The 21,721-nt window shown below is 62.8% G+C and carries 24 protein-coding genes; 10 read left to right on the top strand and 14 right to left on the bottom strand.

The annotated features are described in order from the left end of the window. Positions 1-13 precede the first annotated feature (13 nt). The 4 genes from ftsY (at position 14) to rpoH (ending at position 4,228) form a co-directional block, all read left to right on the top strand. Positions 14-1,573 (top strand): signal recognition particle-docking protein FtsY, encoded by a 1,560-nt coding sequence (gene ftsY, locus ACSSU5_RS09220; RefSeq protein ID WP_492561044.1) that lies wholly within the window; start codon positions 14-16, stop codon positions 1,571-1,573. Continuing rightward, the gene (ftsE, locus tag ACSSU5_RS09215; RefSeq protein WP_264311171.1) at positions 1,570-2,241 is read left to right on the top strand and encodes a cell division ATP-binding protein FtsE; all 672 of its coding nucleotides are present in this window, start codon (positions 1,570-1,572) and stop codon (positions 2,239-2,241) included. Before ftsY ends, ftsE begins: the two co-directional genes overlap by 4 nt. After that, positions 2,238-3,260, top strand: coding sequence for a permease-like cell division protein FtsX (gene ftsX / locus ACSSU5_RS09210; RefSeq protein ID WP_264311172.1), 1,023 nt, complete (start codon positions 2,238-2,240; stop codon positions 3,258-3,260). Before ftsE ends, ftsX begins: the two co-directional genes overlap by 4 nt. A 113-nt stretch (positions 3,261-3,373) precedes the next feature. Further along, entirely contained in the window at positions 3,374-4,228 is an 855-nt protein-coding gene (gene rpoH, locus ACSSU5_RS09205) for an RNA polymerase sigma factor RpoH (protein ID WP_023378197.1), read from the top strand. A gap of 168 nt (positions 4,229-4,396) precedes the next feature. Here rpoH and mtgA read toward each other — a convergent pair whose 3' ends face one another. Next, complete coding sequence (mtgA, locus tag ACSSU5_RS09200) at positions 4,397-5,107, bottom strand: monofunctional biosynthetic peptidoglycan transglycosylase (RefSeq protein WP_492561043.1); 711 nt, start codon at positions 5,105-5,107, stop codon at positions 4,397-4,399. Positions 5,108-5,171: 64 nt separating this feature from the next. Between mtgA and ACSSU5_RS09195 the strand changes: the two genes are divergently transcribed. The 4 genes from ACSSU5_RS09195 to trmB all read left to right on the top strand — a co-directional run bounded on the left by ACSSU5_RS09195 (position 5,172) and on the right by trmB (position 7,427). Then, a complete protein-coding gene (locus ACSSU5_RS09195) occupies positions 5,172-5,543 on the top strand; it encodes a DUF423 domain-containing protein (protein ID WP_492561042.1) in 372 nt (123 codons plus the stop codon). 102 nt (positions 5,544-5,645) lie between these two features. Beyond that, complete coding sequence (thiS, locus tag ACSSU5_RS09190; RefSeq protein ID WP_033692437.1) at positions 5,646-5,846, top strand: sulfur carrier protein ThiS; 201 nt, start codon at positions 5,646-5,648, stop codon at positions 5,844-5,846. 54 nt (positions 5,847-5,900) lie between these two features. Beyond that, the gene (locus ACSSU5_RS09185; protein ID WP_264311175.1) at positions 5,901-6,695 is read left to right on the top strand and encodes a thiazole synthase; all 795 of its coding nucleotides are present in this window, start codon (positions 5,901-5,903) and stop codon (positions 6,693-6,695) included. A gap of 9 nt (positions 6,696-6,704) precedes the next feature. Then, positions 6,705-7,427: a tRNA (guanosine(46)-N7)-methyltransferase TrmB gene (trmB, locus tag ACSSU5_RS09180; RefSeq protein ID WP_492561041.1), complete on the top strand. Its 723-nt coding sequence runs from the start codon at positions 6,705-6,707 to the stop codon at positions 7,425-7,427. Positions 7,428-7,761: 334 nt separating this feature from the next. Here the strand turns inward: trmB and ACSSU5_RS09175 are convergent, their stop codons facing one another. The 9 genes from ACSSU5_RS09175 to ACSSU5_RS09135 form a co-directional block, all read right to left on the bottom strand. After that, on the bottom strand, positions 7,762-8,088 hold the full coding sequence (locus ACSSU5_RS09175; protein ID WP_027592335.1) for a DUF3392 family protein: 327 nt from the start codon (positions 8,086-8,088) through the stop codon (positions 7,762-7,764). A gap of 9 nt (positions 8,089-8,097) precedes the next feature. Then, on the bottom strand, positions 8,098-9,273 hold the full coding sequence (hemW, locus tag ACSSU5_RS09170; RefSeq protein WP_264311177.1) for a radical SAM family heme chaperone HemW: 1,176 nt from the start codon (positions 9,271-9,273) through the stop codon (positions 8,098-8,100). After that, a complete protein-coding gene (rdgB, locus tag ACSSU5_RS09165) occupies positions 9,270-9,866 on the bottom strand; it encodes an RdgB/HAM1 family non-canonical purine NTP pyrophosphatase (RefSeq protein ID WP_492561040.1) in 597 nt (198 codons plus the stop codon). The genes hemW and rdgB overlap by 4 nt, the downstream gene beginning before the upstream one ends. Further along, positions 9,863-10,297, bottom strand: a complete 435-nt coding sequence (locus ACSSU5_RS09160) for a DUF4426 domain-containing protein (RefSeq protein WP_264311179.1) — start codon at positions 10,295-10,297, stop codon at positions 9,863-9,865. The genes rdgB and ACSSU5_RS09160 overlap by 4 nt, the downstream gene beginning before the upstream one ends. 22 nt (positions 10,298-10,319) lie before the next feature. Continuing rightward, positions 10,320-10,940, bottom strand: a complete 621-nt coding sequence (gene metW / locus ACSSU5_RS09155; RefSeq protein WP_008092977.1) for a methionine biosynthesis protein MetW — start codon at positions 10,938-10,940, stop codon at positions 10,320-10,322. Between the two features lie 7 nt (positions 10,941-10,947). Then, positions 10,948-12,087 carry a homoserine O-succinyltransferase MetX gene (gene metX, locus ACSSU5_RS09150; protein ID WP_264311180.1) on the bottom strand — a complete coding sequence of 380 codons (1,140 nt, stop codon included), beginning with the start codon at positions 12,085-12,087 and terminating at the stop codon, positions 10,948-10,950. Between the two features lie 101 nt (positions 12,088-12,188). Continuing rightward, on the bottom strand, positions 12,189-12,779 hold the full coding sequence (locus ACSSU5_RS09145; protein WP_264311181.1) for a YggT family protein: 591 nt from the start codon (positions 12,777-12,779) through the stop codon (positions 12,189-12,191). Between the two features lie 10 nt (positions 12,780-12,789). Beyond that, positions 12,790-13,608, bottom strand: a complete 819-nt coding sequence (gene proC, locus ACSSU5_RS09140) for a pyrroline-5-carboxylate reductase (RefSeq protein ID WP_264311182.1) — start codon at positions 13,606-13,608, stop codon at positions 12,790-12,792. Between the two features lie 38 nt (positions 13,609-13,646). Then, the gene (locus ACSSU5_RS09135; protein ID WP_492561039.1) at positions 13,647-14,333 is read right to left on the bottom strand and encodes a YggS family pyridoxal phosphate-dependent enzyme; all 687 of its coding nucleotides are present in this window, start codon (positions 14,331-14,333) and stop codon (positions 13,647-13,649) included. A gap of 64 nt (positions 14,334-14,397) precedes the next feature. Here ACSSU5_RS09135 and ACSSU5_RS09130 point away from each other — a divergent pair, with 64 nt between their 5' ends. Then, positions 14,398-15,396, top strand: coding sequence for a type IV pilus twitching motility protein PilT (locus ACSSU5_RS09130; protein ID WP_492561038.1), 999 nt, complete (start codon positions 14,398-14,400; stop codon positions 15,394-15,396). A gap of 124 nt (positions 15,397-15,520) precedes the next feature. Here the strand turns inward: ACSSU5_RS09130 and ACSSU5_RS09125 are convergent, their stop codons facing one another. Further along, a complete protein-coding gene (locus ACSSU5_RS09125; protein WP_492561037.1) occupies positions 15,521-16,144 on the bottom strand; it encodes a C40 family peptidase in 624 nt (207 codons plus the stop codon). A gap of 167 nt (positions 16,145-16,311) precedes the next feature. On the opposite strand from ACSSU5_RS09125, the gene ACSSU5_RS09120 reads away from it, so the two are divergent. Then, entirely contained in the window at positions 16,312-16,731 is a 420-nt protein-coding gene (locus ACSSU5_RS09120; RefSeq protein ID WP_492561036.1) for an NINE protein, read from the top strand. Positions 16,732-16,775: 44 nt separating this feature from the next. Here the strand turns inward: ACSSU5_RS09120 and ACSSU5_RS09115 are convergent, their stop codons facing one another. From ACSSU5_RS09115 to ACSSU5_RS09105, 3 genes are all read right to left on the bottom strand, one after another. Beyond that, the gene (locus ACSSU5_RS09115) at positions 16,776-17,483 is read right to left on the bottom strand and encodes an SPOR domain-containing protein (protein ID WP_264311187.1); all 708 of its coding nucleotides are present in this window, start codon (positions 17,481-17,483) and stop codon (positions 16,776-16,778) included. A gap of 1 nt (position 17,484) precedes the next feature. Further along, entirely contained in the window at positions 17,485-19,221 is a 1,737-nt protein-coding gene (gene argS, locus ACSSU5_RS09110; RefSeq protein ID WP_264311188.1) for an arginine--tRNA ligase, read from the bottom strand. 113 nt (positions 19,222-19,334) lie between these two features. Beyond that, positions 19,335-21,554, bottom strand: coding sequence for a primosomal protein N' (locus ACSSU5_RS09105; protein WP_492561035.1), 2,220 nt, complete (start codon positions 21,552-21,554; stop codon positions 19,335-19,337). Positions 21,555-21,721: the final 167 nt, after the last annotated feature.

The following is a 21,721-nucleotide window of genomic DNA, read 5'->3' as shown; positions in this document are numbered from 1 at the left end:
ATAGCCGTCCTCCATGTTTGGTTCCAACGACGACAAAAAAGCGCCGGCCGAGTCTGGCGAAAAGAAAGGCCTGTTCAGCTGGTTTCGCAAGAAGCCGCAGCAACCTGTCGCCGAACAGCCGCAAACGCCCGAGCCACAGGCTGAAGAGCCGCTAGCGGCGCAGCCTGCTGTCGAGCAGCCTGTCGCTGCGCCGGTCGAGCCGGTGGCCGTACAAGCCCCTGTTGCTTATGAGCCGCCTGAGCCGGTGCCAGCCGTGGCTGATCATGCGCCCGCTCAGCCTGCCCAGTCCCCTGCGGGCGAGGGCTTGCCTGCGAACGCGCAAGCCGCCGCACCGCAGGTCGAAAGCCCAGCACCGGTGGGGCTAGCCACGCAAGCTTCGGTCATTCACGCCGTAGAGCCGCCTGTCAGCAATTTGGTGCTGCCGGTTGCCGAGGAACCCGTAGCCCTGGTGCCGGACCTTGAGCCCACGGCCCCGCCAGCGATTCCTGAGCGACCAGCGGTCGAGCCCCCAGCGCCCGTGGCAGTCGCACCTCAGCCAGCGCCAGTGGTTGCCGAGCCTGCCCCGGTCGCTGCTCCGGCTCCGGCTCCGGCTCCGGTCGAACCCGAACCCGTTGCCGCGCCGGTCGTCACCGAACAACCCAAGGCCGGCTTCTTCGCCCGCCTCAAACAGGGCCTGTCCAAGACCAGTGCCAGCATCGGCGAAGGCATGGCCAGCCTGTTCCTGGGCAAGAAGGTCATCGACGATGACCTGCTCGACGAGATCGAGACCCGCCTGCTGACCGCCGACGTCGGTGTGGAAGCGACCTCGACCATCGTCCAGAACCTGACCCAGAAGGTCGCCCGCAAGCAGCTGGCCGATGCCGATGCACTGTACAAATCGCTGCAGGAAGAACTGGCCGCACTGTTGCGCCCGGTCGAGCAGCCGCTGAAAGTCCAGGCACAGAACAAACCCTACGTGATCCTGGTGGTCGGCGTGAACGGCGCCGGCAAGACCACCACCATCGGCAAGCTGGCCAAGAAGCTGCAACTGGAAGGCAAGAAGGTCATGCTGGCCGCCGGCGACACCTTCCGTGCCGCAGCGGTGGAACAGTTGCAGGTCTGGGGTGAGCGTAACCAGATCCCGGTCATCGCCCAGCACACCGGTGCCGACTCGGCCTCGGTGATCTTCGATGCCGTGCAGGCCGCCAAGGCCCGTGGCGTGGATGTGCTGATCGCCGATACTGCGGGTCGTCTGCACACCAAGGACAACCTGATGGAAGAGCTGAAGAAGGTTCGCCGGGTCATCGGCAAGCTCGACGCCGATGCGCCTCATGAGGTGCTGCTGGTGCTCGACGCCGGTACCGGCCAGAACGCCATCAGCCAGGCCAAGTACTTTAACCAAAGCGTCGAGCTGACCGGCCTGGCCCTGACCAAGCTGGACGGCACCGCCAAGGGCGGGGTGATCTTCGCCCTGGCCAAGCAGTTCAGCATCCCGATCCGTTTCATCGGTGTCGGTGAGGGTATCGACGACCTGCGCACCTTCGAAGCCGAGCCGTTCGTCAAGGCTCTGTTCGCCGAGCGAGAGCATCCATGATCCGATTCGAACAGGTTGCCAAGCGCTATCCCAATGGCCATGTAGGCTTGCATGAGCTTAGTTTTCGGGCGCGCCGGGGCGAATTCCTGTTCGTCACCGGGCACTCAGGTGCCGGTAAGAGCACCTTGCTGCGTTTGCTGCTGGCCATGGAGCGTCCGACCAGCGGCAAGTTGATGCTGGCAGGGCAGGACTTGGGCCAGATCAGCAATGCGCAGATCCCGTTCTTGCGTCGGCAGATCGGTGTGGTGTTCCAGAACCACCAGTTACTGTTCGACCGCACGGTGTTCAACAACATCGCCTTGCCGCTGCAGATCCTCGGCCTGTCCAAGGCCGAGATCAGCAAGCGCGTGGATTCGGCGCTGGAGCGTGTGTCCCTGGTCGACAAGGGCGAACTGTTCCCGGCGGACCTGTCCACGGGGCAGCAGCAACGGGTTGGTATTGCGCGTGCCATCGTCCACCAGCCAGCCTTATTGCTGGCCGACGAACCCACCGGCAACCTGGACCCGCGCCTGGCCGCAGAGATCATGGGGGTGTTCGAGGACATCAACCGCCTGGGCACAACCGTATTGATCGCCAGCCACGACTTGGCACTGATCGCGCGCATGCGCCATCGCATGCTGACGCTGCAGCGCGGTCGTCTGATCGGCGATGGGGAGGCCGGGCAATGAGCACTACACGTACGCCGAAGGTTTCCGAGCGGGTTGCGCCGAAACCCGCCGATCCGACGCCTGAGAAGAAAAAACGCGACGACGATGATGGCCCGGACTTCCGGACATTGCTGCATGCATGGCTGGAAAGCCACCGGGCGAGCATGGCCGACAGTTTGCGTCGCCTCGGTAAGCAGCCGATCGGCAGCTTCTTCACCTGCCTGGTCATGGCTGTGGCGTTGAGCATGCCCATGGGCCTGTCCTTGCTGTTGAAGAACGTCGAGAAACTCGGCGGCTCCTGGCAGCGCGCCGCGCAGATCTCGCTGTATCTGAAGCTTGACGCGGGCAGCAAGGAAGGCGAGGCCCTGCGCGACGAGATCAAGGGCATGCCTGGGGTGGCTGATGCGTTGTATGTCAGCCGCGACCAGGCACTGGAAGAATTCCAGCAGCAGTCCGGCCTGGGCGAGGCCTTGCGCGAGCTCCCCGAGAACCCGCTGCCTGGTGTGGTGGTGGTGACCCCGACCGAGGTCGACAAGCCCGCGCTGGAGGCCCTGCGTCAGCGCCTGTCGGAACTGCCAAAGGTCGAAGTGGCGCAGCTGGACCTGGTATGGGTCGAGCGCCTGGCGGCGATCCTCAAGCTGGGCGACCGCTTTGTCTTCGGTCTGGCTGTCATGCTGATTTCTGCGCTGCTGTTAGTAATCGGTAACACAATTCGTCTACATATTGAAAACCGTCGTACCGAGATTGAAGTGATCAAGCTGGTAGGCGGCACCGACAGCTACGTGCGCAGGCCTTTCCTGTACATGGGCGCCCTGTATGGCCTGGGCGCAGGGCTGTTGGCCTGGGGTATCCTGGCGTTCGGCCTGAACTGGCTGAACCAGGCGGTTGTCGGGCTTTCCGGGTTGTATGGCAGCAACTTCGCCCTGGGTGGGGTGCCGGCGTCCGATGGTCTGTCGCTCTTGATCGGAGCGGTGCTGTTGGGGTATATCGGTGCATGGATCGCGGTCGCTCGCCATTTGAATGAGCTGGCGCCTCGATAGTTTTTCCCGTGCCAGCATTGACTTTATTACCGTTTTGGGAACTTGTTTACCGGTTTCCGGTCAATGTTGGCAGTGCCCACAAGGCACGAGTCTAGTAAGTCGGAGGTTCTTGAATGACCACATCGTTGCAACCTGCCTATGCCTTGGTACCCGGTGCAAACCTGGAAGCCTATGTGCACACGGTCAACAGCATCCCGCTGCTGACGGTCGAGCAGGAGCGTGATCTGGCCGAGCGTCTCTATTATGAGCAGGATCTTGAGGCCGCTCGGCAAATGGTGATGGCCCACCTGCGTTTCGTTGTACATATCGCTCGTAGCTATGCAGGTTATGGTCTGGCCCAGGCCGACCTGATCCAGGAAGGCAACGTCGGCCTGATGAAGGCCGTCAAACGCTTCAACCCTGAGATGGGTGTGCGCCTGGTGTCCTTTGCCGTGCACTGGATCAAGGCTGAAATCCACGAATTCATCCTGCGCAACTGGCGCATCGTCAAGGTGGCGACCACCAAGGCCCAGCGCAAATTGTTCTTCAATCTGCGCAGCCAGAAGAAGCGTCTGGCCTGGCTGAACAACGATGAAGTTCATCGTGTGGCCGAGAGCCTGGGCGTTGAGCCGCGTGAAGTGCGCGAGATGGAAAGCCGCCTGAGTGGCCAGGACATGGCCTTCGACCCAGCGGCGGAAGCCGACGACGACAGCGCGTTCCAGTCGCCTGCGCATTACCTGGAAGACCACCGCTACGACCCGGCGGTACAGCTTGAGGATGCCGACTGGAGCGACAACTCCACCAGCAACCTGCATGAAGCGCTGCAAGGTCTGGACGAGCGCAGCCGTGACATTCTCTACCAGCGCTGGTTGGCGGAAGAGAAGGCGACGTTGCATGAGCTGGCGGACAAGTACAGCGTTTCGGCTGAGCGTATTCGTCAGTTGGAAAAGAATGCGATGAACAAGGTGAAGGCGCTGATCACAGTGTGATCGAGCCTTAGTTGCATTGAAAAGCCGCTGGCCCGAAGAGGGTTGGCGGCTTTTTTGTTTGAGTTGGCTTTACGGGCTCTTTCGCGGGTAAACCCGCTCCCACAGGATATCGAGGCCCCTGTGGGAGCGGGTTTACCCGCGAAGAGGCCAGTTCAGCTAACGAAAGGCTTAAAGCCTGCGCGAAGCATCCAGCTGCATCAGGTAGCTCGGCCCACCCAACTGGCTCATCTGCCGCCGAATCCACCCGGCCCGACTGGCCACATAGGCGCTGGGCCGGCTGGCGCTCCACTTGATCGGGCTGGGCAACACCGCGGCCAGTTGCGCGGCCTGTTGCCGATTGAGTCGGCTGGCATCGACGCCGAAGTGGTAGCGCGCCGCCGCCTGGGCGCCGAACACGGCATTGCCCCATTCGGCGCTGTTCAGGTAGACCTCAAGGATCCGCTCCTTCGACCAGAACAGCTCGATCAGCGCCGTGAACCAGGCCTCCAGGCCCTTGCGGAACCAGCTGCGCCCCGACCACAGGAACAGGTTCTTGGCCACTTGTTGGGTCAAGGTGCTGGCGCCGCGAATGTTGCCACCGCGTTCGTTATAGGCCAGTGCCGCCTGAATGGCCGGTATATCGAAGCCCCAGTGGTTGGCGAACTTCTGATCCTCACCTGCAATGACCGCGACCTTCAGATCATCGGAGATGTTCTCCCACGGCTCCCAGTCGCGCTGCAGGTCGATCGGCTCGCCACTCACCCAGGACTGGACCTTGCGCTCGACCATCAATGCCGTACCAGGCGGTGGCACCCAGCGAAACACTAGCACCACTACGATGCTGCCGGCAGCGAACCAGAGCAGGGCGCGGGCGAGGCGGCGGATAAGGGATGGCAGCATGTCGATGGCTTGGCCGGACCGGTGGAAGGGGCCATTATACAGACCCGATACAAGGAGTCGTCCCATGCTTCGCAGCTTCCTGATGCTTGCCGCCTTTTTCGGCTTTACCGGTGTGGCCCTTGGCGCATTCGCCGCCCATGGGCTGAAGAACCGTCTTACGGCAGACTACCTGGCCATCTTCCATACCGGTGTGACCTATCAGTTGGTGCATGCCCTGGCGATTTTCGGTGTTGCCGTGCTGGCGGCGCATTTGCCGGGGCGTCTGCTCGGTTGGGCCGGTGGTCTGTTCACACTGGGCATCGTACTGTTCTCCGGTAGCCTGTACCTGCTGACCCTGACGGGCGTGGGCAAGCTTGGCATCATCACGCCCATCGGCGGATTGTGCTTTCTCGGCGGTTGGCTGTGCTTGGGTCTGGCAGCCTGGCGGTTGGGCTGACCGAGCGGTCCACAATCACGACTAATGGCGTGCACCGCCCTTGGGTTAAAGGGTTGTTCGGCGCTAGAATGCGGGCCCCAAAGAACAATGGTGGCCGTGCGCATGCGCATTCAACTGAACGGTGAACCTTACGAACTGCCCGCTGGCGAAAGCGTCGCGGCCCTGCTGACCCGTCTGGAACTGACCGGGCGCCGGGTGGCGGTGGAACTCAACCTGGATATCGTGCCGCGTAGCCAGCACGACAGCACGCTGTTGAACGACGGTGACCAGGTCGAGGTGGTCCACGCCATCGGCGGCGGCTGATAGCGGCTCGGCGGTTCACATGAAAGCCCAGTAACCTTTTCCCGAGGAACAACGATGAGCAACGTTCGTAGCGACAAGCCCTTTACCCTGGCCGGGCGCACTTTCCAATCGCGCCTGCTGGTCGGCACCGGCAAATACCGTGACATGGACGAAACCCGTCTGGCCATCGAGGCCTCGGGTGCCGAGATCGTCACCGTCGCCGTGCGTCGTACCAACATCGGTCAGAACCCGGGCGAGCCGAACCTGCTCGACGTGCTGCCACCCGACCGCTACACCATCCTGCCGAACACTGCGGGCTGCTACGACGCAGTCGAAGCCGTGCGTACCTGCCGCCTGGCCCGCGAGCTGCTGGATGGTCACAATCTGGTCAAGCTGGAAGTTCTGGCCGACCAGAAGACGCTGTTCCCGAACGTAATCGAGACCCTCAAGGCCGCCGAGGTCTTGGTCAAGGACGGTTTCGACGTGATGGTCTACACCAGCGACGACCCGATCATCGCCCGTCAACTGGCCGAAGTAGGCTGCATCGCGGTCATGCCGCTGGCAGGCTTGATCGGCACCGGGCTGGGCATCTGCAACCCCTACAACCTGCAGATCATCCTGGAAGAATCCAAGGTGCCGGTGCTGGTCGATGCCGGTGTGGGTACCGCCTCCGACGCCACCATCGCCATGGAAATGGGCTGCGAGGCAGTGCTGATGAACTCGGCCATCGCCCATGCCCAGCAACCGGTGCTGATGGCCGAAGCCATGAAGCACGCCATTGTGGCAGGTCGCATGGCCTACCTGGCCGGCCGCATGCCGAAGAAACTCTATGCCAGCGCCTCTTCGCCGCTGGATGGTCTGATCAAGTAAGAGCTCCTGATGACTGAATCGCAAGAAACGCCGATCACCGCCGAAGGCGAAGAGCGCCCACACCGCCGTATCAAAAGCTTCGTGATGCGCGCCGGGCGCATGACCGAAGGCCAGCAACGCGGCCTGGACCAGGGTGGGCCACTGTTCATCCTGCCGCTGGCCGACAGCCCGGTGGATTACGACCAGGTGTTCGACCGCTCGGCACCGCGCACGTTGGAGATCGGTTTCGGCATGGGCCACTCCCTGCTGGAGATGGCCGCTGCCGCGCCAGAGCAGGACTTTATCGGTGTCGAAGTGCACCGTCCGGGCGTTGGCGCGCTGCTCAACGGCGTGCTGACCCAAGGGCTGAAGAACCTGCGGGTGTATGACTGCGATGCCATCGAAGTGCTCAACCGCTGCGTGGCCGACAACAGCCTCGACCGTTTGATGCTGTTCTTCCCGGACCCTTGGCACAAGGCGCGCCATCACAAGCGCCGCATCGTGCAGCTGGAGTTCGCAGAGCTGGTACGCCGCAAGCTCAAGCTGGGTGGTGTGTTCCACATGGCGACCGACTGGGAACCGTATGCCGAGTACATGCTGGAAGTGATGAGCGCGGCGCCGGGTTACCGTAACCAGGCGGCGGATGGTGCGTATGTGCCGCGTCCGCTAGAGCGTCCGATCACCAAGTTCGAGCGCCGTGGTGAGCGCTTGGGGCATGGGGTTTGGGATTTGAAGTTCGAGAAGGTGGATTGATTGGTCGCTTGAGCCTTTCGAGCCGAGCCTGCCGAAATGACAGACGAAAAAACCGCCTTGAGAAGGGCGGTTTTTTTATTGAAGCGATCGGACTGAGGATCCATCGCTTCGGGCTTTCACTGAAAGACCCCGTACGATGCAGAGATCATAGGTAGCCCCTGGCGATGCGTCAATGTTCCGAAAGATGTGGCATCACGTGTGTCGGCGTCGTTAAGGGATTTCTGTGGGAGCGACTTTACTCGCGAAGAATGCGACGCGGTGCCTGGCACGGGCTGCGCCCGTGTTCGCGGGTGAACCCGCTCCCACAGAAGTAGTGCAGTGCTGTAGACGTGCGTTACCCCCGCCGATCAGCCACGACGCCGATCAACACCAGCACCACCAGCAGCACCGGTGCCAACGCATAGTTATTGAACTGGCCCAGCCCCTTCACCACCCACGGCGTGGCATAGATCAGCGCTGCACCGCTGCCGATCATCACCAGCAGGGCCATGAACGGCACCCGCAGGGCGCCAGCCAGGCTGCCCAGGCGTTGTTCCACCGTGGCTTTGATATCGGTGCCGAACAGCACCAGCAGGCAGCCTACCAAGGCCAGTGAAATCTCCGACAGGTTACTGCGGCTCCAGCGAGAAGCCGTTGCAAGCAGATCAAGTACCAGATCCATGGGTCATCCTTAGGTCAAGAAATACTGCAGCAGGTCATTGAGGAACAACTGGCCGCGTGGTGTGGCCGCCAATCGATCCGGTTCGACCCGCAAAAGGCCCTTTTGTTCGGCGGCGCGGCGTGCCTCGACCAGTTGCGCCAGCGGCAGGCCGGTGCGCTGGGTAAACAGTTCAGCTTCCACGCCATCGGTTAGGCGCAACGCGTTCATCAGGAACTCAAAAGGCAGCTCGTCGGGTGGCAGCAGCTTCTCACCGGCCTTGAACGGTTTGGCCAGATTGAGGTAGTCCTTGGGCAGGCGGGTTTTCCAGGTACGCAGGATGCGCCCGTCGGCGAAGGTCAGCTTGCCGTGGGCGCCGGCACCGATACCGATGAAATCCCCAAAGCGCCAGTAATTGAGGTTGTGCTTGGCAGCACGGCCTGGCTGGGCATAGGCCGACACTTCGTACTGGCGGTAGCCGTGCTCGGCCATCAGGGTCTGGCCAGCCTCCTGAATGTCCCAGAGGATGTCGTCTTCGGGCAGCTCGGGCGGCTGGTTCCAGAACACCGTGTTGGGCTCCACGGTCAGCTGGTACCAGGACAAATGGGTAGGCCCCAGCGCGATGGCCTGGCGCAAGTCACCCAGCGCGTCGTCCAGCGACTGGTCGGGCAGGCCGTGCATCAAGTCCATGTTGAAGTTGTCGAACCCTGCGGCGCGCGCCATGTCGGCAGCGCGGATCGCTTCGTCGCCATTATGGATACGCCCAAGTGCCTCAAGCTTGGCAGGCTGGAAGCTCTGTACGCCGATGGACAGGCGATTGATGCCTGTTTGCCGGTACGCCTTGAACTTCTCCTGCTCGAACGTGCCTGGGTTGGCCTCCAGGGTGATTTCGATGTCCGGCGCGAACGGGATGCGTTGTTCAACGCCACGCAGCAGTCGGCCAAGGGCGTTGGCGCTGAACAAGCTAGGCGTGCCACCACCAAAGAAGATCGAGCTGATCGGGCGGCCTTGTACGGCGGCCAGCTCCTGGTCGAGGTCGTCCAACAGGGCTGCGACGTAGGCGTCTTCCGGTAGATCAGGCCCGGCGGCGTGGGAGTTGAAGTCGCAGTAAGGGCATTTGCGTACGCACCACGGGATGTGGATGTACAGCGCCAGCGGCGGCAGGCTGGTAAAGCTCGCCGCGCCGGGGGTGGACAACGTTTCGATCATGCCAGGCCCAGGCGTTGACGCAGCAGGACCATGGCGCGGGCGCGGTGGCTGAGCTGGTTCTTGTCGACAGGGGTGAGGTCGGCGCTTGAGCAGTTGCGCTCTGGCACCCAGAACAGTGGGTCGTAGCCAAAGCCGTGCTCGCCGCTGGCCTCGAACATGATGCGCCCGTGCCACAGGCCTTCGCACAGGATCGGCAGCGGATCGTCGGCGTGACGCACCAGCGCGAGCACGCAGACGAACTGCGCACCACGCTCGGCTTCAGGCACGTCTTTCAAGGCGTCGAGCAGTTTGGCGTTGTTTGCCGCATCACCCTTGCCATCGGCATAGCGAGCCGAGTAGATGCCCGGCGCACCGCCGAGGTAATCCACCGCCAGGCCCGAGTCGTCGGCCAGCGCCGGCAGGCCGGAAATGCGCGCGGCATTGCGTGCTTTGAGAATAGCGTTCTCGACGAACGACAGGCCGGTTTCCTCTGGCTCGACCTGGCTGAATTCGCCGATCGAGCGCAGCTGTACGGAGGCGCCAAGCATGGCTTGGAGTTCCTTGAGTTTGCCGGCATTGTGGCTGGCCAATACGAGTTGCTGGAAATTCATCATTCGCCTGGGAACACTTCCTGGTTGAAGCTGAGAGAGTTACTGATGCCACCGGTTTCGATATTCAGGTCGAAGGTCACGGTTTCTGGCTGTTCGATCTTGAACTGGGCGATGTAGTACACCGCGCCCTGTTCAGTGATCTGCTTGAAAGACAGCGGGCTGCTGCGCCCGGTCAGGTCCTTTACCGTGCCGCTGACGACCGCCATGGCCGGCTTGTTGGCCTTGAGCACGGCAATGTTGAGCACGCCTTGATTCTTGCTGCGCACCAGACCGGTGGCCGCGGCCACCTCCGGTGTCAGCATGCTCGACGTGAAAGCGCTGTAGTGTACCGTCACGTCGCCAAACACTTCCTTGCGCTCGGGACGGGCGGCATCGGCAGCCAGTACGGGCAGGGCCAGGCACAGGCTGATCAAGAACAGGGCTAGGCGACGCATGGGGCGATTCCTCCGGTAGGCGTCAGACCGCGAGCTGGTGCTCCTGCAGGCCCGGGCTGCTGACGCGATAGATGCCGATCTCACCTAGAAGATTAGGCCATAGCCGGCCGCCCCACCCATTACGGTGCAAATGGTCGACGGCCAGGCGGTCGAGTACCTTGGCATGGCGTTCGTGGCACAGCTCTTCAAAGTCGGCGAAGGTGCAGAAGTGGATGTTCGGCGTGTTGTACCAGGTATACGGCATGAAGTCCGACACCGGCATGCGGCCTTTGGTCGCCAGGTACCAGCGGCAGCGCCAGTGGCCGAAATTGGGGAAGGTGATGATGCACTGACGGCCCACACGCAGCATCTCGTCGAGGATGCGGTCGGGGTACTCCACGGCCTGCAGGGCCTGGGTCATGATCACCACATCGAAACTGTTGCTGGCGAAGTTGCCCAGGCCTTTGTCCAGGTCCTGTTCGATGACGTTGACGCCCTTGGCCACGCACGCGGCGATATTGTCGGCGTCGATCTCCAGGCCGTAACCGGTGACCTGCTTGCGGTCACGCAGCGAGGCCAGCAGTTCGCCACTGCCGCAGCCCAGGTCGAGTACCCGGCTGCCGGCGGGAATCCAGTCGTGGATGATTTCCAGATCGGCTCTCATGCTGTCCTCAGATGGCGATGCGGTTCATGTAGTTCGAGAAACCCTGCATGTAGCGAGGTGTGGGGATCAGGAAGGCATCGTGCCCGTAGGGCGAGTCGATCTCCAGGTAACAGACGTTCTTGCGCGCGGCCATCAGTGCATCGACGATCTCGCGCGAACGGGCTGGCGAGAAGCGCCAGTCGGTGGTGAACGACATGATGCAGTAGTCTGCCGTGACAGGGGCCAGGGTGGCGGCAAGGTCGCCGCCGTGGGCCGCGGCCGGGTCGAAATAATCCAGAGCCTTGGTCATCAGCAGGTAAGTGTTGGCGTCGAAACGGCCGGAAAACTCTTCGCCCTGATAGCGCAGGTAGCTTTCGACCTGGAACTCGACGCTGTGGAAGTCGTAGTTGAGCTTGTCGCTCTTGAGCTCACGGCCGAATTTTTCACCCATCGAATCATCGGACAGGTAGGTGATGTGGCCCACCATGCGCGCCAGCATCAACCCGCGCTTGGGGATCACGCCCTGGTCCTGGAATGAACCACCGTGGAATTCCGGGTCGGTGAGGATGGCCTGGCGTGCTACTTCGTTGAAGGCGATGTTCTGCGCCGACAACTTGGGCGCCGAGGCGATATCGACGCAGTGGCGCACGCGATCAGGGTAGGTGATGGTCCATTGCAGCGCCTGCATGCCGCCAAGGCTGCCGCCGACGACTGCGGCCCATTGGCCAATGCCCAGGCGGTCGGCCAGGCGAACCTGGCTGTGCACCCAGTCTTCCACGGTCAACACTGGGAAGTCGGCGCCATAAGGCTTGCCGGTGGCGGGGTTGAGGCTGCTCGGGCCGGTACTGCCATTGCAGCCGCCGAGGTTGTTCAGGCTGACCACGAAGAAACGGTTGGTGTCGATCGGCTTGCCGGGGCCGATGCAGCTGTCCCACCAGCCCGGCTTGCGGTCGGTGGCGGCATGGTAGCCAGCAGCATGGTGATGGCCGGACAAGGCATGGCAGATCAGCACAGCATTGCTTGCGCTGGCGTTCAGGGTGCCATAGGTCTCATAGACCAGCTCGTAGCTGATCAGGGAACGGCCACAGGCCAGTGCCAGCGGCTCTTCGAACCGGGCTGTTTGCGGTGTAACCAGACCGACGGAATCTTCGGGAAGGACAGTGGACATCGACCCTGCTCACGCTTGACGGAGGCGTAAGTCTAAAGAGCGCTACCCCCTGCGGCAAGCAAAGGCTTGCCGCAGGGGCGTCGATGCTCAAGGGCGTTGAATCAGATCATCCGCCACAGTTCTTGTGGCATGCCGGCATAGGCAGCCAGTGGCGGCATGACGAACGACTGGATCACCTGGATCGCCAGGAACGCGAAGATCGGCGAGATGTCCATGCCGCCCAGGTTGGGCACGAGGCGACGGAACGGCGCCAGCACCGGTTCGCTGATCTGGTAAGCAAGCTCTGCGGCCGGGTTGTGGCTGTTTGGCGCGACCCAGGAGACGATCACCATGACGATCATCGCGACCCAGAAGATCTTCAGGAACAGCGAGGTGATGCCGATGATGGCCCACATCAGCAGGTGCAGGACATCGCCAAAGGTGCCGTAGGTAACCATCAGCACAAAGGCCATCAGCAGCGCCTGGATGAGCACTGCGAGCAGCAGGGACGAGGTGTCCAGGCCACCGATGCTGGGGATGATACGGCGGATCGGCTTGAGCAGCGGCTGGGTGGCGCGTACTGCGAACTGGCACAGCGGGTTGTAGAAGTTGGCCTTGACCAGCTGCAGCACGAAGCGCAGCAGGACGATCACCAGGTACAGGCTGACCAGGGTTTGCACCACGAAAATCGCGGCGCCTGACAGTGCATTCATCTAGAGCTCCTTATTTGCCCAGTTGTTCGGCCAGTTCGGCGGAGCGTGTCGCTGCGGCTTGCAGCGCTTGCTCGACGATGGCTTCGAAGCCGTTGGCCTGGAACGACTTGATCGCAGCTTCGGTGGTGCCGGCTGGCGAGGTGACGCGGCGGCGCAGCTCGGCGGCGTCGACATCGCTGGCAACGGCCATGCGCGCAGCGCCCAGTGCAGTTTGCAGGGTCAGCTGGGAGGCGGTTTCGCGGGGCAGGCCAAGTTTTTCACCGGCGGCGGTCATGGCCTCGATCAGCAGGAAGAAGTACGCCGGCCCGCTGCCGGATACGGCAGTCACCGCATCCAGTTGTTGCTCCTGCTCCAGCCACAGGGCGGTGCCTACGGCGGACAGCAGCTGTTCGGCCTGTTGACGCTGATCTGCGCTGACTTCCTCGGTGGCATACAGGCCGCTGACGCCTTGGCGCAGCAGCGCGGGTGTATTGGGCATGCAGCGCACTACCGGGCGGGCGCCAACCCAGCTCTGCAGGCTGGCGCAGGTAATGCCGGCGGCGATCGAAACGATCAGCTGGCCGTCTTGCAGGTGGGCCTGCAGGGCCTGGCAAACGGCTTTCATGACCTGTGGTTTGACCGCTAGCACGATCACGTCGGCGCCGGCGATTGCCTGGGCATTGTCTTCGAAGGTTTCGATGCCGTGCTCGGCCTGGATGCGGGTGCGGGTCTCGGCGCCCGGGTCGCTGGCGCGGATCTGCGATGCCTCCAGGCCCTGGGCACGCAGGCCGCCGATCAGGCTGGCGGCCATGTTGCCGGCGCCGATAAAGGCAATACGTGTCTTGCTCATGTCAGGTCCTTGTGGGAAAGAGTGAGTAAAGCATGGAATCAGACGGGCCCGTAATCACGCGCGCCGAACAAGGCGGTGCCGATACGCACCCAGGTCGCTCCCTGGGCAATCGCCGCCTCCAGGTCGTGGCTCATGCCCATGGACAAGGTGTCCAGGCCAAGGCCCAGGCCCTGTTGCAAGTCGCGCAGGCTGGCGAACGCGGCTTCCTGTACGGCGCGGTCATCGGTGGGCTCAGGGATCGCCATCAGCCCGCGCAGGCGCAGGTTGGGCAGGCTGGCGACCGCCTTGGCCAGCGCCGGGAGGTCGGCGGGTGCGCAGCCGGACTTGCTGTCTTCGCCACTGACATTCACCTGCAGGCAGATGTTCAGCGGCGCCAATGAGGCAGGGCGCTGCTCCGACAGGCGTTGGGCGATCTTCAGGCGGTCCACGGAGTGTACCCAGTCGAAATGCTCGGCAATGGCTTTGGTCTTGTTCGACTGAATGGGGCCGATGAAGTGCCAGATCAAGGGCAGGTCGCGCAACGCGTCCTGCTTGGTCAGTGCTTCCTGCAGGTAGTTCTCGCCGACATCGCGCACGCCAGCGGCGTGGATTTCACGGATGGCGCTGGCGGGCTTGGTCTTGCTCACAGCCAGCAACTGGATGCTGGCCGGATCCCGCCCGGCAGCCTGGGCGGCGCTGGCGATGCGGGCGGCGAGGGCGGATAGGTTGTCTGCTATGGTGGACATGGATCAATGCCGGCGGCGAAAGGTCTGCGGCATTCTACCTGCTTGATCGCCTTTGGGGAGTCTCATGGATGTGACCGACCTGTTGGCCCGTGCGATGGATGCGGGGGCTTCGGACCTGCACCTGGCGGCGGGCCAGATACCGATGCTGCGCCTTGATGGCGAGCTGCAACGCATGGGCCTGCCGCCACTGATGTCGGCAGCCCTGAATGATGCGATGGCGCCCTTATTGAGTGATGACCAGCGCCGGCAATGGGCGCAGGGAGACGCGCTGGATATCGCCTTGCAGTTGCCTGAGCTAGGCCGCTTTCGCCTGAACCTGTTTCGTCAGTTGAATGGCCCAGCGGCAACCTTTCGCTTGATCCCGAAACGTATTGCGACACTCGATGAACTCGACCTCGGGGAAGTGTTTCAGGCTATTTCACAATGCGCTGATGGCCTGGTTCTGGTCGGCGGGCCAACCGGCAGTGGCAAATCCTGCACCCTGGCGGCGTTGCTCGATCAGCTCAACCGCGAACGGGCGGTGCACATCATCACCCTTGAAGACCCTGTTGAAGTTATCCACAGCAGCCAGCGCGGCCTGGTCAATCAGCGCGAGATGGGGCGCGATTGCAGCGGGTTTGCCCAGGGGCTGCGCAGTGCGCTGCGCCAGGATCCGGACGTGATCATGATGGGTGAATTACGGGATCTGGAGACGATTCGCCTGGCGTTGCGGGCGGCGGAAACGGGGCATCTGGTGCTGGCGACAGTGCATACGCGCTCGGCTGCAGGCAGCATTGACCGGTTGGTGGAGGTGTTTGCCGCCGAGGAGAAGCCGCTGGTGCGGGCGATGCTGGCGGAGTCGCTGCGGGTGGTGGTGGCGCAGGTACTGGTCAAGCGCGTGGGCGGCGGGCGAGTGGCGGCGCGCGAAGTGCTGGTGGCCAACACGGCAGTGCGTAATTTGATTCGCGAAGGGCGGATGGCGCAGCTGAGTTCAGTGATGCAGACGGGCGCGTCGGAGGGGATGCGGACGATGGAGGGGGCTATGCGGGGTTTGAGGGATAAGGGATTGATCGAAGCGTTGTAGCGTTTGTTCCGGCCTCTTCGCGGGCAAGCCCGCTCCCACAGGTATCGCGTAATCCTCAGAATTAGCGCTGTCTGTGGGAGCGGGCTTGCCCGCGAAGAGGCCAGAACAGAGTGGCGCGCAATTATCAGCGCTTGGCCAGTGCCAGCTGCTGTTCCTTCGGCAACACCCGCTTGGCCACGACATAATGCTTCTGCCAGTAAGGCTTGCTCAGGGTATCGATGCTCACCCGCTTGCCGCGACGCGGGGCATGGATGAAGCGGTCGTTGCCCAGGTAGATGGCAACGTGGTTGACCCGTCGGCTCTTGATGTTGAAGAAGATCAGGTCACCCGGCTTGAGGTCACCCTTGGCTACCTTCACGCCGTGGCCCTGGGCCATGGCATTGGAGGTGCGCGGCAGGTCGACATCGGCCACATCGTTGAACGCGTATTTGACCAGCCCACTGCAGTCGAAGCCCTTTTTCGGGCTGCTGCCGCCCCAGACATAAGGCGTGCCGAGTACATTGACCGCACGGCTGAGCACATCGCTGCTCTGCTTCGGCGACATCGCGGCGACGGGCAGGGCGCGGCTGCTGGCGGTATTGCTTGGGCGTGCGCGCAGCGTGGTGTGCTTGGCAGGCGCGTGTTTCACCGAGGCATTGGTGGTATAGCCGGTGAAACCGTTGGGAAGACGTTGCTCACGATTGGTGGCGTGGGCGGCCAGGGGCAATAATAGACAGAGGGTCAGCCATGTCTTGAGTAAAGGCGGCATAGATGAAGCTCTTTATGAATAGTTATGTGTTGGGCGCGCAACTTTATAACAGCTTTTTGATCAAATTCTGATCCGTTTGTCGATTGGCAGGGTGCCATACGTCGGCCAGCAACGAGAAAGTCACATTTTTTCTTAGAAAATTTTCGGATAACCCACGAGGGCTATGAATGAACAGTTATCAACAGGGTGAGCCGCTCCACGACACCCACAGCAAGGTCATCGGTTACCTGTTGTGGATTTTCGGCTTCACCGGCTCGCACCGTTTCTACTACGGCAAGCCTATCACCGGGACAATCTGGTTCTTCACCCTGGGCCTGCTGGGTATCGGTTGGCTGATCGACCTGTTCCTGATTCCGTCGATGGATCGCGAGGCGGACCTGCGCTTCCGGGCCGGGCGAATCGACTACAACATCGCCTGGATTCTGCTGACGTTCCTGGGCATCTTCGGCGTGCACCGTCTGTACCAGGGCAAGTGGATCACCGCGATCATCTACTTTTTCACCGGTGGCCTGTTCCTGGTCGGCGTGCTGTATGACTTCTGGACGCTGAACAGCCAGATTTCCGAAGCCAACAGCGATCGGCGCTGAGTGAAAAAAGGCCTTGGCGCAAGATTGCGACAAGGCCTTTTTCTTTACTGGCGCGTCTGGCGCTGTTGCAGCAACAGGTTGCTGAAGCCAGCGCCGGCGAGCTGCTTCTGCGCCCCGGTCAGTTGTTCGCGATTGCTGAACGGGCCAACCAGTACGCGGTACCAGGTCTCGTCCTTGACCGTCCCCGACTCCACCTTCACCGACTGGCCGAGCAGGATGATCTGCGCACGGACCTTGTCGGCATCAGCCTGCTTGCGGAACGAGCCAGCCTGCAGGAAGAACTGGGTGGTCGCCGCGGGCTTGATCACGGGCGGGGCCGGTGGTGGCGTCTGGCCCAGCAAGGCGGCCTGGGCGCGCGCTGTGTCAATTTTCGCCGCTTCCGCCGGGGTGACCGGGGTCACCGGCTGGGCCGGGACCGGCGGCGTTTTCTCTGGCACGGCTTCCGGCGGCACGATGACCTCGGACTCCGGCAGCAGGGTGTAGAAGTCGTACTTCGGCTTCACCGGCTGCTGCGGGGTGGTCGGGGTGGTTGGAGTGGTCTTGCTGGCTTCGGCGACCTTTTCCGGCTTCTGCTGCTCAGGCTTGGTGCGCGTGATGTCACCGCCACCCGGTTCCAGCTTCATCAAGAAGACGATGAATGCGCCCACGGTCAGCCCGACCGCCAGCCATACCCAGCCTGGAATCGGCTGTTTGGCCGGCGCCTGTTGGCGGCTTGCGCCGCGTTTTGGAGCAGGTTTTTTCTTGGCAGCCAACTTACATGCGCTCCAGGGTTTCCAGGCCGAGCAGTTCCAGACCTTGCTTGAGGGTGCGACCGGTCAGTGCAGCCAGGCGCAGGCGGCTCTGTTGCTGCTCCGGGGTATCGGCGGCGAGGATCGGGCAGTTCTCGTAGAAGCTCGAGAACAGCCCAGCCAGGTCGTACAGGTAGCTGCACAGCACGTGCGGGGTACCCTTGTCGGCCACGTTGTTGAGCACTTCGCCAAATTGCGCCAGGCGCGCAGCGAGGTCCTGTTCCTTCTCGGCCTGCAGCACGATCTGGCCATCGACTTCGTCGAAGCCCTTGCCCAGCTTGCGGAACACGCCCGCTACGCGGGTGTAGGCATACAGCAGGTACGGGGCGGTGTTGCCTTCGAAGTTGAGCATCAGTTCGAAGTTGAAGCTGTAGTCGCTGGTACGGTGCTTGGACAGGTCGGCGTACTTCACGGCGCCGATGCCGACCACTTCGCCGATGTGGCGCAGTTCGTCTTCGGACAAGCTCGGGTTCTTTTCCTTGACCAGGGCGTAGGCACGCTCCTTGGCCTCGGTAAGCAGGTCGATCAGCTTCACGGTGCCGCCGTCACGGGTCTTGAACGGGCGGCCATCGGCGCCGTTCATGGTGCCGAAGCCCATGTGCTCCATCTGCATCGGGTGGCCGACGAAGCCGGCGCGGCGGGCCACTTCGAACACCTGGTTGAAGTGCAGAGCCTGGCGCTGGTCGACAAAGTACAGGGCGCGGTCGGCCTTGAGCACATTGCTGCGGTAGCGCACTGCGGCCAGGTCGGTGGTGGCGTACAGGTAGCCACCGTCGGCCTTCTGCACGATCACCGGCAGCGGTTCGCCTTCGCTGTTCTTGAATTCTTCAAGGAACACGCACTGCGCACCTTGGTCCTCGACCAGCAGGCCCTTGGCCTTGAGGTCGGCGACCACTTTGGCCAGGTCGTCGTTGTAGGCGCTTTCGCCCATGACGTCGGCCATGGTCAGTTTGACGTTGAGCAGCTCGTAGGTTTTTTGGCAGTGGGACAGGGAAATGTCCTTGAAGCGTGTCCACAGGGCCAGGCATTCAGGGTCGCCAGCCTGCAGTTTGACCACCAGGCCACGGGCGCGGGTGGCGAATTCTTCGGACTCGTCGAAGCGTTTCTTCGCTGCCCGGTAGAAGTTCTCCAGGTCCGACAGCTCATCGCTGGTGATCGGGTTTTCCTGCAGGTAGGCCATCAGCATGCCGAACTGGGTGCCCCAGTCGCCTACGTGGTTCTGGCGGATGACGTTGTCACCGAGGAACTCCAGCACACGGGCAACGCTGTCACCGATGATGGTCGAGCGCAGGTGGCCGACGTGCATCTCTTTGGCAAGGTTCGGTGCCGACATGTCGATCACCACCTTTTCGGTGGCGCCCGCCTTGCGCACACCCAGGTGGCCGTCGGCCAGGGCGGCGTCCAGGCGGTTGGCCAGGGCGCTGGTGTTCTGGAAGAAGTTGAGGAAGCCTGGGCCGGCGATCTCGACCTTGCTGATGTCGGCGCTGGCCGGCAGCGCGGCGATCAGCTTTTCTGCCAGGTCGCGTGGCTTCATGCCGGCCGGCTTGGCCAGCATCATCGCAATGTTGCTGGCGAAATCACCGTAGGTCTTGTCCCGGGCGTTTTCCACCTGGATCGCCGGCGACAGCCCTTCAGGCAGCACACCGTCGGTGACGAGTTGGGTGAGGGCTTGCTGGATCAGCTGGCGAATGGTGTCTTTCATGGGGTTCTCTTTTCGACCGCAAGCGCGGTGGAGCGCTTCGATGCGCAGGTGGAAAAACTGGGCATTATCCGTTGCCGGGAGCAGGTTGCCAACCTTTGCCAAGGTTCGGCATGTCAGTAAAGGTCCACCGGGTCCACATCCAGCGACCAGCGAACCTGTCGGCCGCTCGGCATCTGCTCCAACACTAGCAACCAGGCGCTGATCAGTCGATGCAGAGGTGCCCGGGTGTTGGCCTGTATCAATAACTGGGCGCGGAAGCGGCCCGCGCGGCGCTCCATGGGCGCTGGCACGGGGCCCAGCAGTTCAATGCCTGGCAGGCGTTGTTCGGCCACCAGGCGCTCCGCCGCGCTGCAGGCTTCGTCGAGGAAACCCTCGGCCTGGCCCGGTTTGTGCGCTTCGGCGCGCAGCAGGGCCAGGTGCGAAAAAGGCGGCAAGCCCGCCGCGCGGCGCTCGTCCAGGGCTTGCTCGGCGAAGGCGAAATAGCCCTGTTCGGTCAGCTGGACCAGCAACGGATGGTCGGCCAGATGGGTCTGGATGATGACCTTGCCGGGCTCTTCCGCGCGTCCGGCGCGCCCGGCAACTTGCACGATCAATTGCGCCATGCGCTCGCTGGCGCGGAAATCACCAGAGAACAGCCCACCGTCGGCGTCGAGGATGGCCACCAGGGTCACGCGTGGGAAGTGGTGCCCCTTGGCGAGCATCTGGGTGCCCACCAGGATGCTCGGCTGGCCACGCTGGATGGTGCCGAACAGGTTGTGCATGGCGTCTTTGCGCGCGGTACTGTCGCGGTCCACGCGCAGAATCGGGTAGTCCGGAAACAGCACTTTCAGGCGCTCTTCGGCACGCTCGGTGCCTGCGCCCACCGGGCGCAGGTCGACATGGTTGCATTGCGGGCACTGGTGCGGCAGGCGTTCGTCATAGCCGCAGTGGTGGCAACGCAGCACGCCGGAACGCTGGTGCACGGTCATGCGCGCATCGCAGCGAGGGCATTCGGACAACCAGCCGCAATCGTGGCACAGCAAGGTCGGGGCAAAGCCGCGGCGATTGAGGAACACCAGCACTTGCTGGCCTGCTTCAAGGGTCTGGCGGATGGCCTGTTGCAGCGGGCCGCTGATGCCACTGTCCAGCGGCAGGCTTTTCACATCCAGGCGCAGCATGCGCGGCGGGCGGGCGCCGCCGGCGCGCTGATTCATGCGCAGCAGCTTGTAACGGCCAGTTTGGGCGTTGTGCAGGGTCTCCAGCGAAGGCGTGGCCGAGCCGAGCAGGATCGGGATGTTCTCCTGGTGGGCGCGGACCAAGGCCAGGTCGCGGGCGTGGTAACGCAGGCCTTCCTGCTGTTTATAAGACCCGTCGTGCTCTTCGTCGATGATGATCAGGCCGGGGTTTTTCATCGGTGTGAACAGCGCCGAGCGGGTGCCGATGATGATGTCGGCCTCGCCATCGCGGGCTGCCAGCCAGGCGTCCAGCCGCTCACGGTCGCCAACCGCTGAGTGCAGCAAGGCGATCCGGGCGTTGAAGCGCTGCTCGAAGCGCGCCAGGGTCTGCGGGCCGAGGTTGATTTCCGGGATCAGCACCAGTGCCTGCTTGCCGGCTTCCAGGGTTTCGCGGATCAGTTGCAGGTAGACCTCGGTCTTGCCGCTGCCGGTAACCCCGGCCAGGAGGTACGCGTTGAAACTGCCGAAGCCCGCGCACACGGCATCGAAGGCGTTGCGCTGCTCGTCATTGAGGGGCAATTCTGGCTGCGCCAGCCAGTGCTCGTGGCGCTGCGTCGGCAAGTGGCGGCGCACTTCGACGGTGACCAGTTCCTTGGCCAATAGCAGGTCGAGGCTGTCCTTGTTCAGGTTGAGCTTGCCCAGCAGGCTGTGTGCCACACCATGTGGGTGCTGCGCCAGGGTCTTCAGGGCCTCGCGCTGACGCGGGGCCCGGGCGATGCGTGGGTCGTCGTGGCGGGCATCGGCGGCCACGTGCCAGAACCGTTCCTGGCGCATCTCTGCCGGTTCGCCCTGGCGCAGCAAGGTCGGCAACGCCCAGTTCAGGGTGTCGCCCAGGCTGTGTTGGTAGTACTGGGCGGTCCACAGGCACAACTTGAACAGTGCAGGTGGCAATGGCGACACCGGGTCCAGCAGCGCAGTGGCCGGCTTGAGCTTGTCGGCGGGCACTTCGCTCTGGTCGCACACCTCCACCAGCACCCCGATCATCTCGCGGCGCCCAAAGGGCACGCGAATGCGCATGCCGGGTGTGAGGGGCTGGCGCGCCAGGCTCGCCGGCGCCCTGTAGTCGAACAGGCGACGCAGCGGGGAGGGCAGGGCAAGGCGCAGGATGACGTCGGACACGCGGAAGGTCTCGCAAGGGCGTTTCAAAGACTGGCGAGCCTAGCAGACGACAGTCGGTGCAAGCGACAACTTGCGCTGAGGCTGAGCTCTGGTATTATTCGCCGCCTAATTACGTGCGGTATTCAACAATTGGTGTTGGGTGGCGGCACGCAGCTCGAGGAAGTGAC

Source organism: Pseudomonas sp. E1MeOHC2, from assembly GCF_058745025.1.
The sequence above is the reverse complement of the archived record's forward strand: the minus strand, read 5'-3'. Positions and strand labels throughout refer to the sequence as shown.

Bases quoted from the DNA above. Each gene is read 5' to 3' on its own strand.
- ftsY (WP_492561044.1), top strand. From the start codon at position 14: ATGTTTGGTTCCAACGACGACAAAAAAGCGCCGGCCGAGTCTGGCGAA.
- ftsE (WP_264311171.1), top strand. From the start codon at position 1,570: ATGATCCGATTCGAACAGGTTGCCAAGCGCTATCCCAATGGCCATGTA.
- ftsX (WP_264311172.1), top strand. From the start codon at position 2,238: ATGAGCACTACACGTACGCCGAAGGTTTCCGAGCGGGTTGCGCCGAAA.
- rpoH (WP_023378197.1), top strand. From the start codon at position 3,374: ATGACCACATCGTTGCAACCTGCCTATGCCTTGGTACCCGGTGCAAAC.
- mtgA (WP_492561043.1), bottom strand. From the start codon at position 5,107: ATGCTGCCATCCCTTATCCGCCGCCTCGCCCGCGCCCTGCTCTGGTTC.
- ACSSU5_RS09195 (WP_492561042.1), top strand. From the start codon at position 5,172: ATGCTTCGCAGCTTCCTGATGCTTGCCGCCTTTTTCGGCTTTACCGGT.
- thiS (WP_033692437.1), top strand. From the start codon at position 5,646: ATGCGCATTCAACTGAACGGTGAACCTTACGAACTGCCCGCTGGCGAA.
- ACSSU5_RS09185 (WP_264311175.1), top strand. From the start codon at position 5,901: ATGAGCAACGTTCGTAGCGACAAGCCCTTTACCCTGGCCGGGCGCACT.
- trmB (WP_492561041.1), top strand. From the start codon at position 6,705: ATGACTGAATCGCAAGAAACGCCGATCACCGCCGAAGGCGAAGAGCGC.
- ACSSU5_RS09175 (WP_027592335.1), bottom strand. From the start codon at position 8,088: ATGGATCTGGTACTTGATCTGCTTGCAACGGCTTCTCGCTGGAGCCGC.
- hemW (WP_264311177.1), bottom strand. From the start codon at position 9,273: ATGATCGAAACGTTGTCCACCCCCGGCGCGGCGAGCTTTACCAGCCTG.
- rdgB (WP_492561040.1), bottom strand. From the start codon at position 9,866: ATGATGAATTTCCAGCAACTCGTATTGGCCAGCCACAATGCCGGCAAA.
- ACSSU5_RS09160 (WP_264311179.1), bottom strand. From the start codon at position 10,297: ATGCGTCGCCTAGCCCTGTTCTTGATCAGCCTGTGCCTGGCCCTGCCC.
- metW (WP_008092977.1), bottom strand. From the start codon at position 10,940: ATGAGAGCCGATCTGGAAATCATCCACGACTGGATTCCCGCCGGCAGC.
- metX (WP_264311180.1), bottom strand. From the start codon at position 12,087: ATGTCCACTGTCCTTCCCGAAGATTCCGTCGGTCTGGTTACACCGCAA.
- ACSSU5_RS09145 (WP_264311181.1), bottom strand. From the start codon at position 12,779: ATGAATGCACTGTCAGGCGCCGCGATTTTCGTGGTGCAAACCCTGGTC.
- proC (WP_264311182.1), bottom strand. From the start codon at position 13,608: ATGAGCAAGACACGTATTGCCTTTATCGGCGCCGGCAACATGGCCGCC.
- ACSSU5_RS09135 (WP_492561039.1), bottom strand. From the start codon at position 14,333: ATGTCCACCATAGCAGACAACCTATCCGCCCTCGCCGCCCGCATCGCC.
- ACSSU5_RS09130 (WP_492561038.1), top strand. From the start codon at position 14,398: ATGGATGTGACCGACCTGTTGGCCCGTGCGATGGATGCGGGGGCTTCG.
- ACSSU5_RS09125 (WP_492561037.1), bottom strand. From the start codon at position 16,144: ATGCCGCCTTTACTCAAGACATGGCTGACCCTCTGTCTATTATTGCCC.
- ACSSU5_RS09120 (WP_492561036.1), top strand. From the start codon at position 16,312: ATGAACAGTTATCAACAGGGTGAGCCGCTCCACGACACCCACAGCAAG.
- argS (WP_264311188.1), bottom strand. From the start codon at position 19,221: ATGAAAGACACCATTCGCCAGCTGATCCAGCAAGCCCTCACCCAACTC.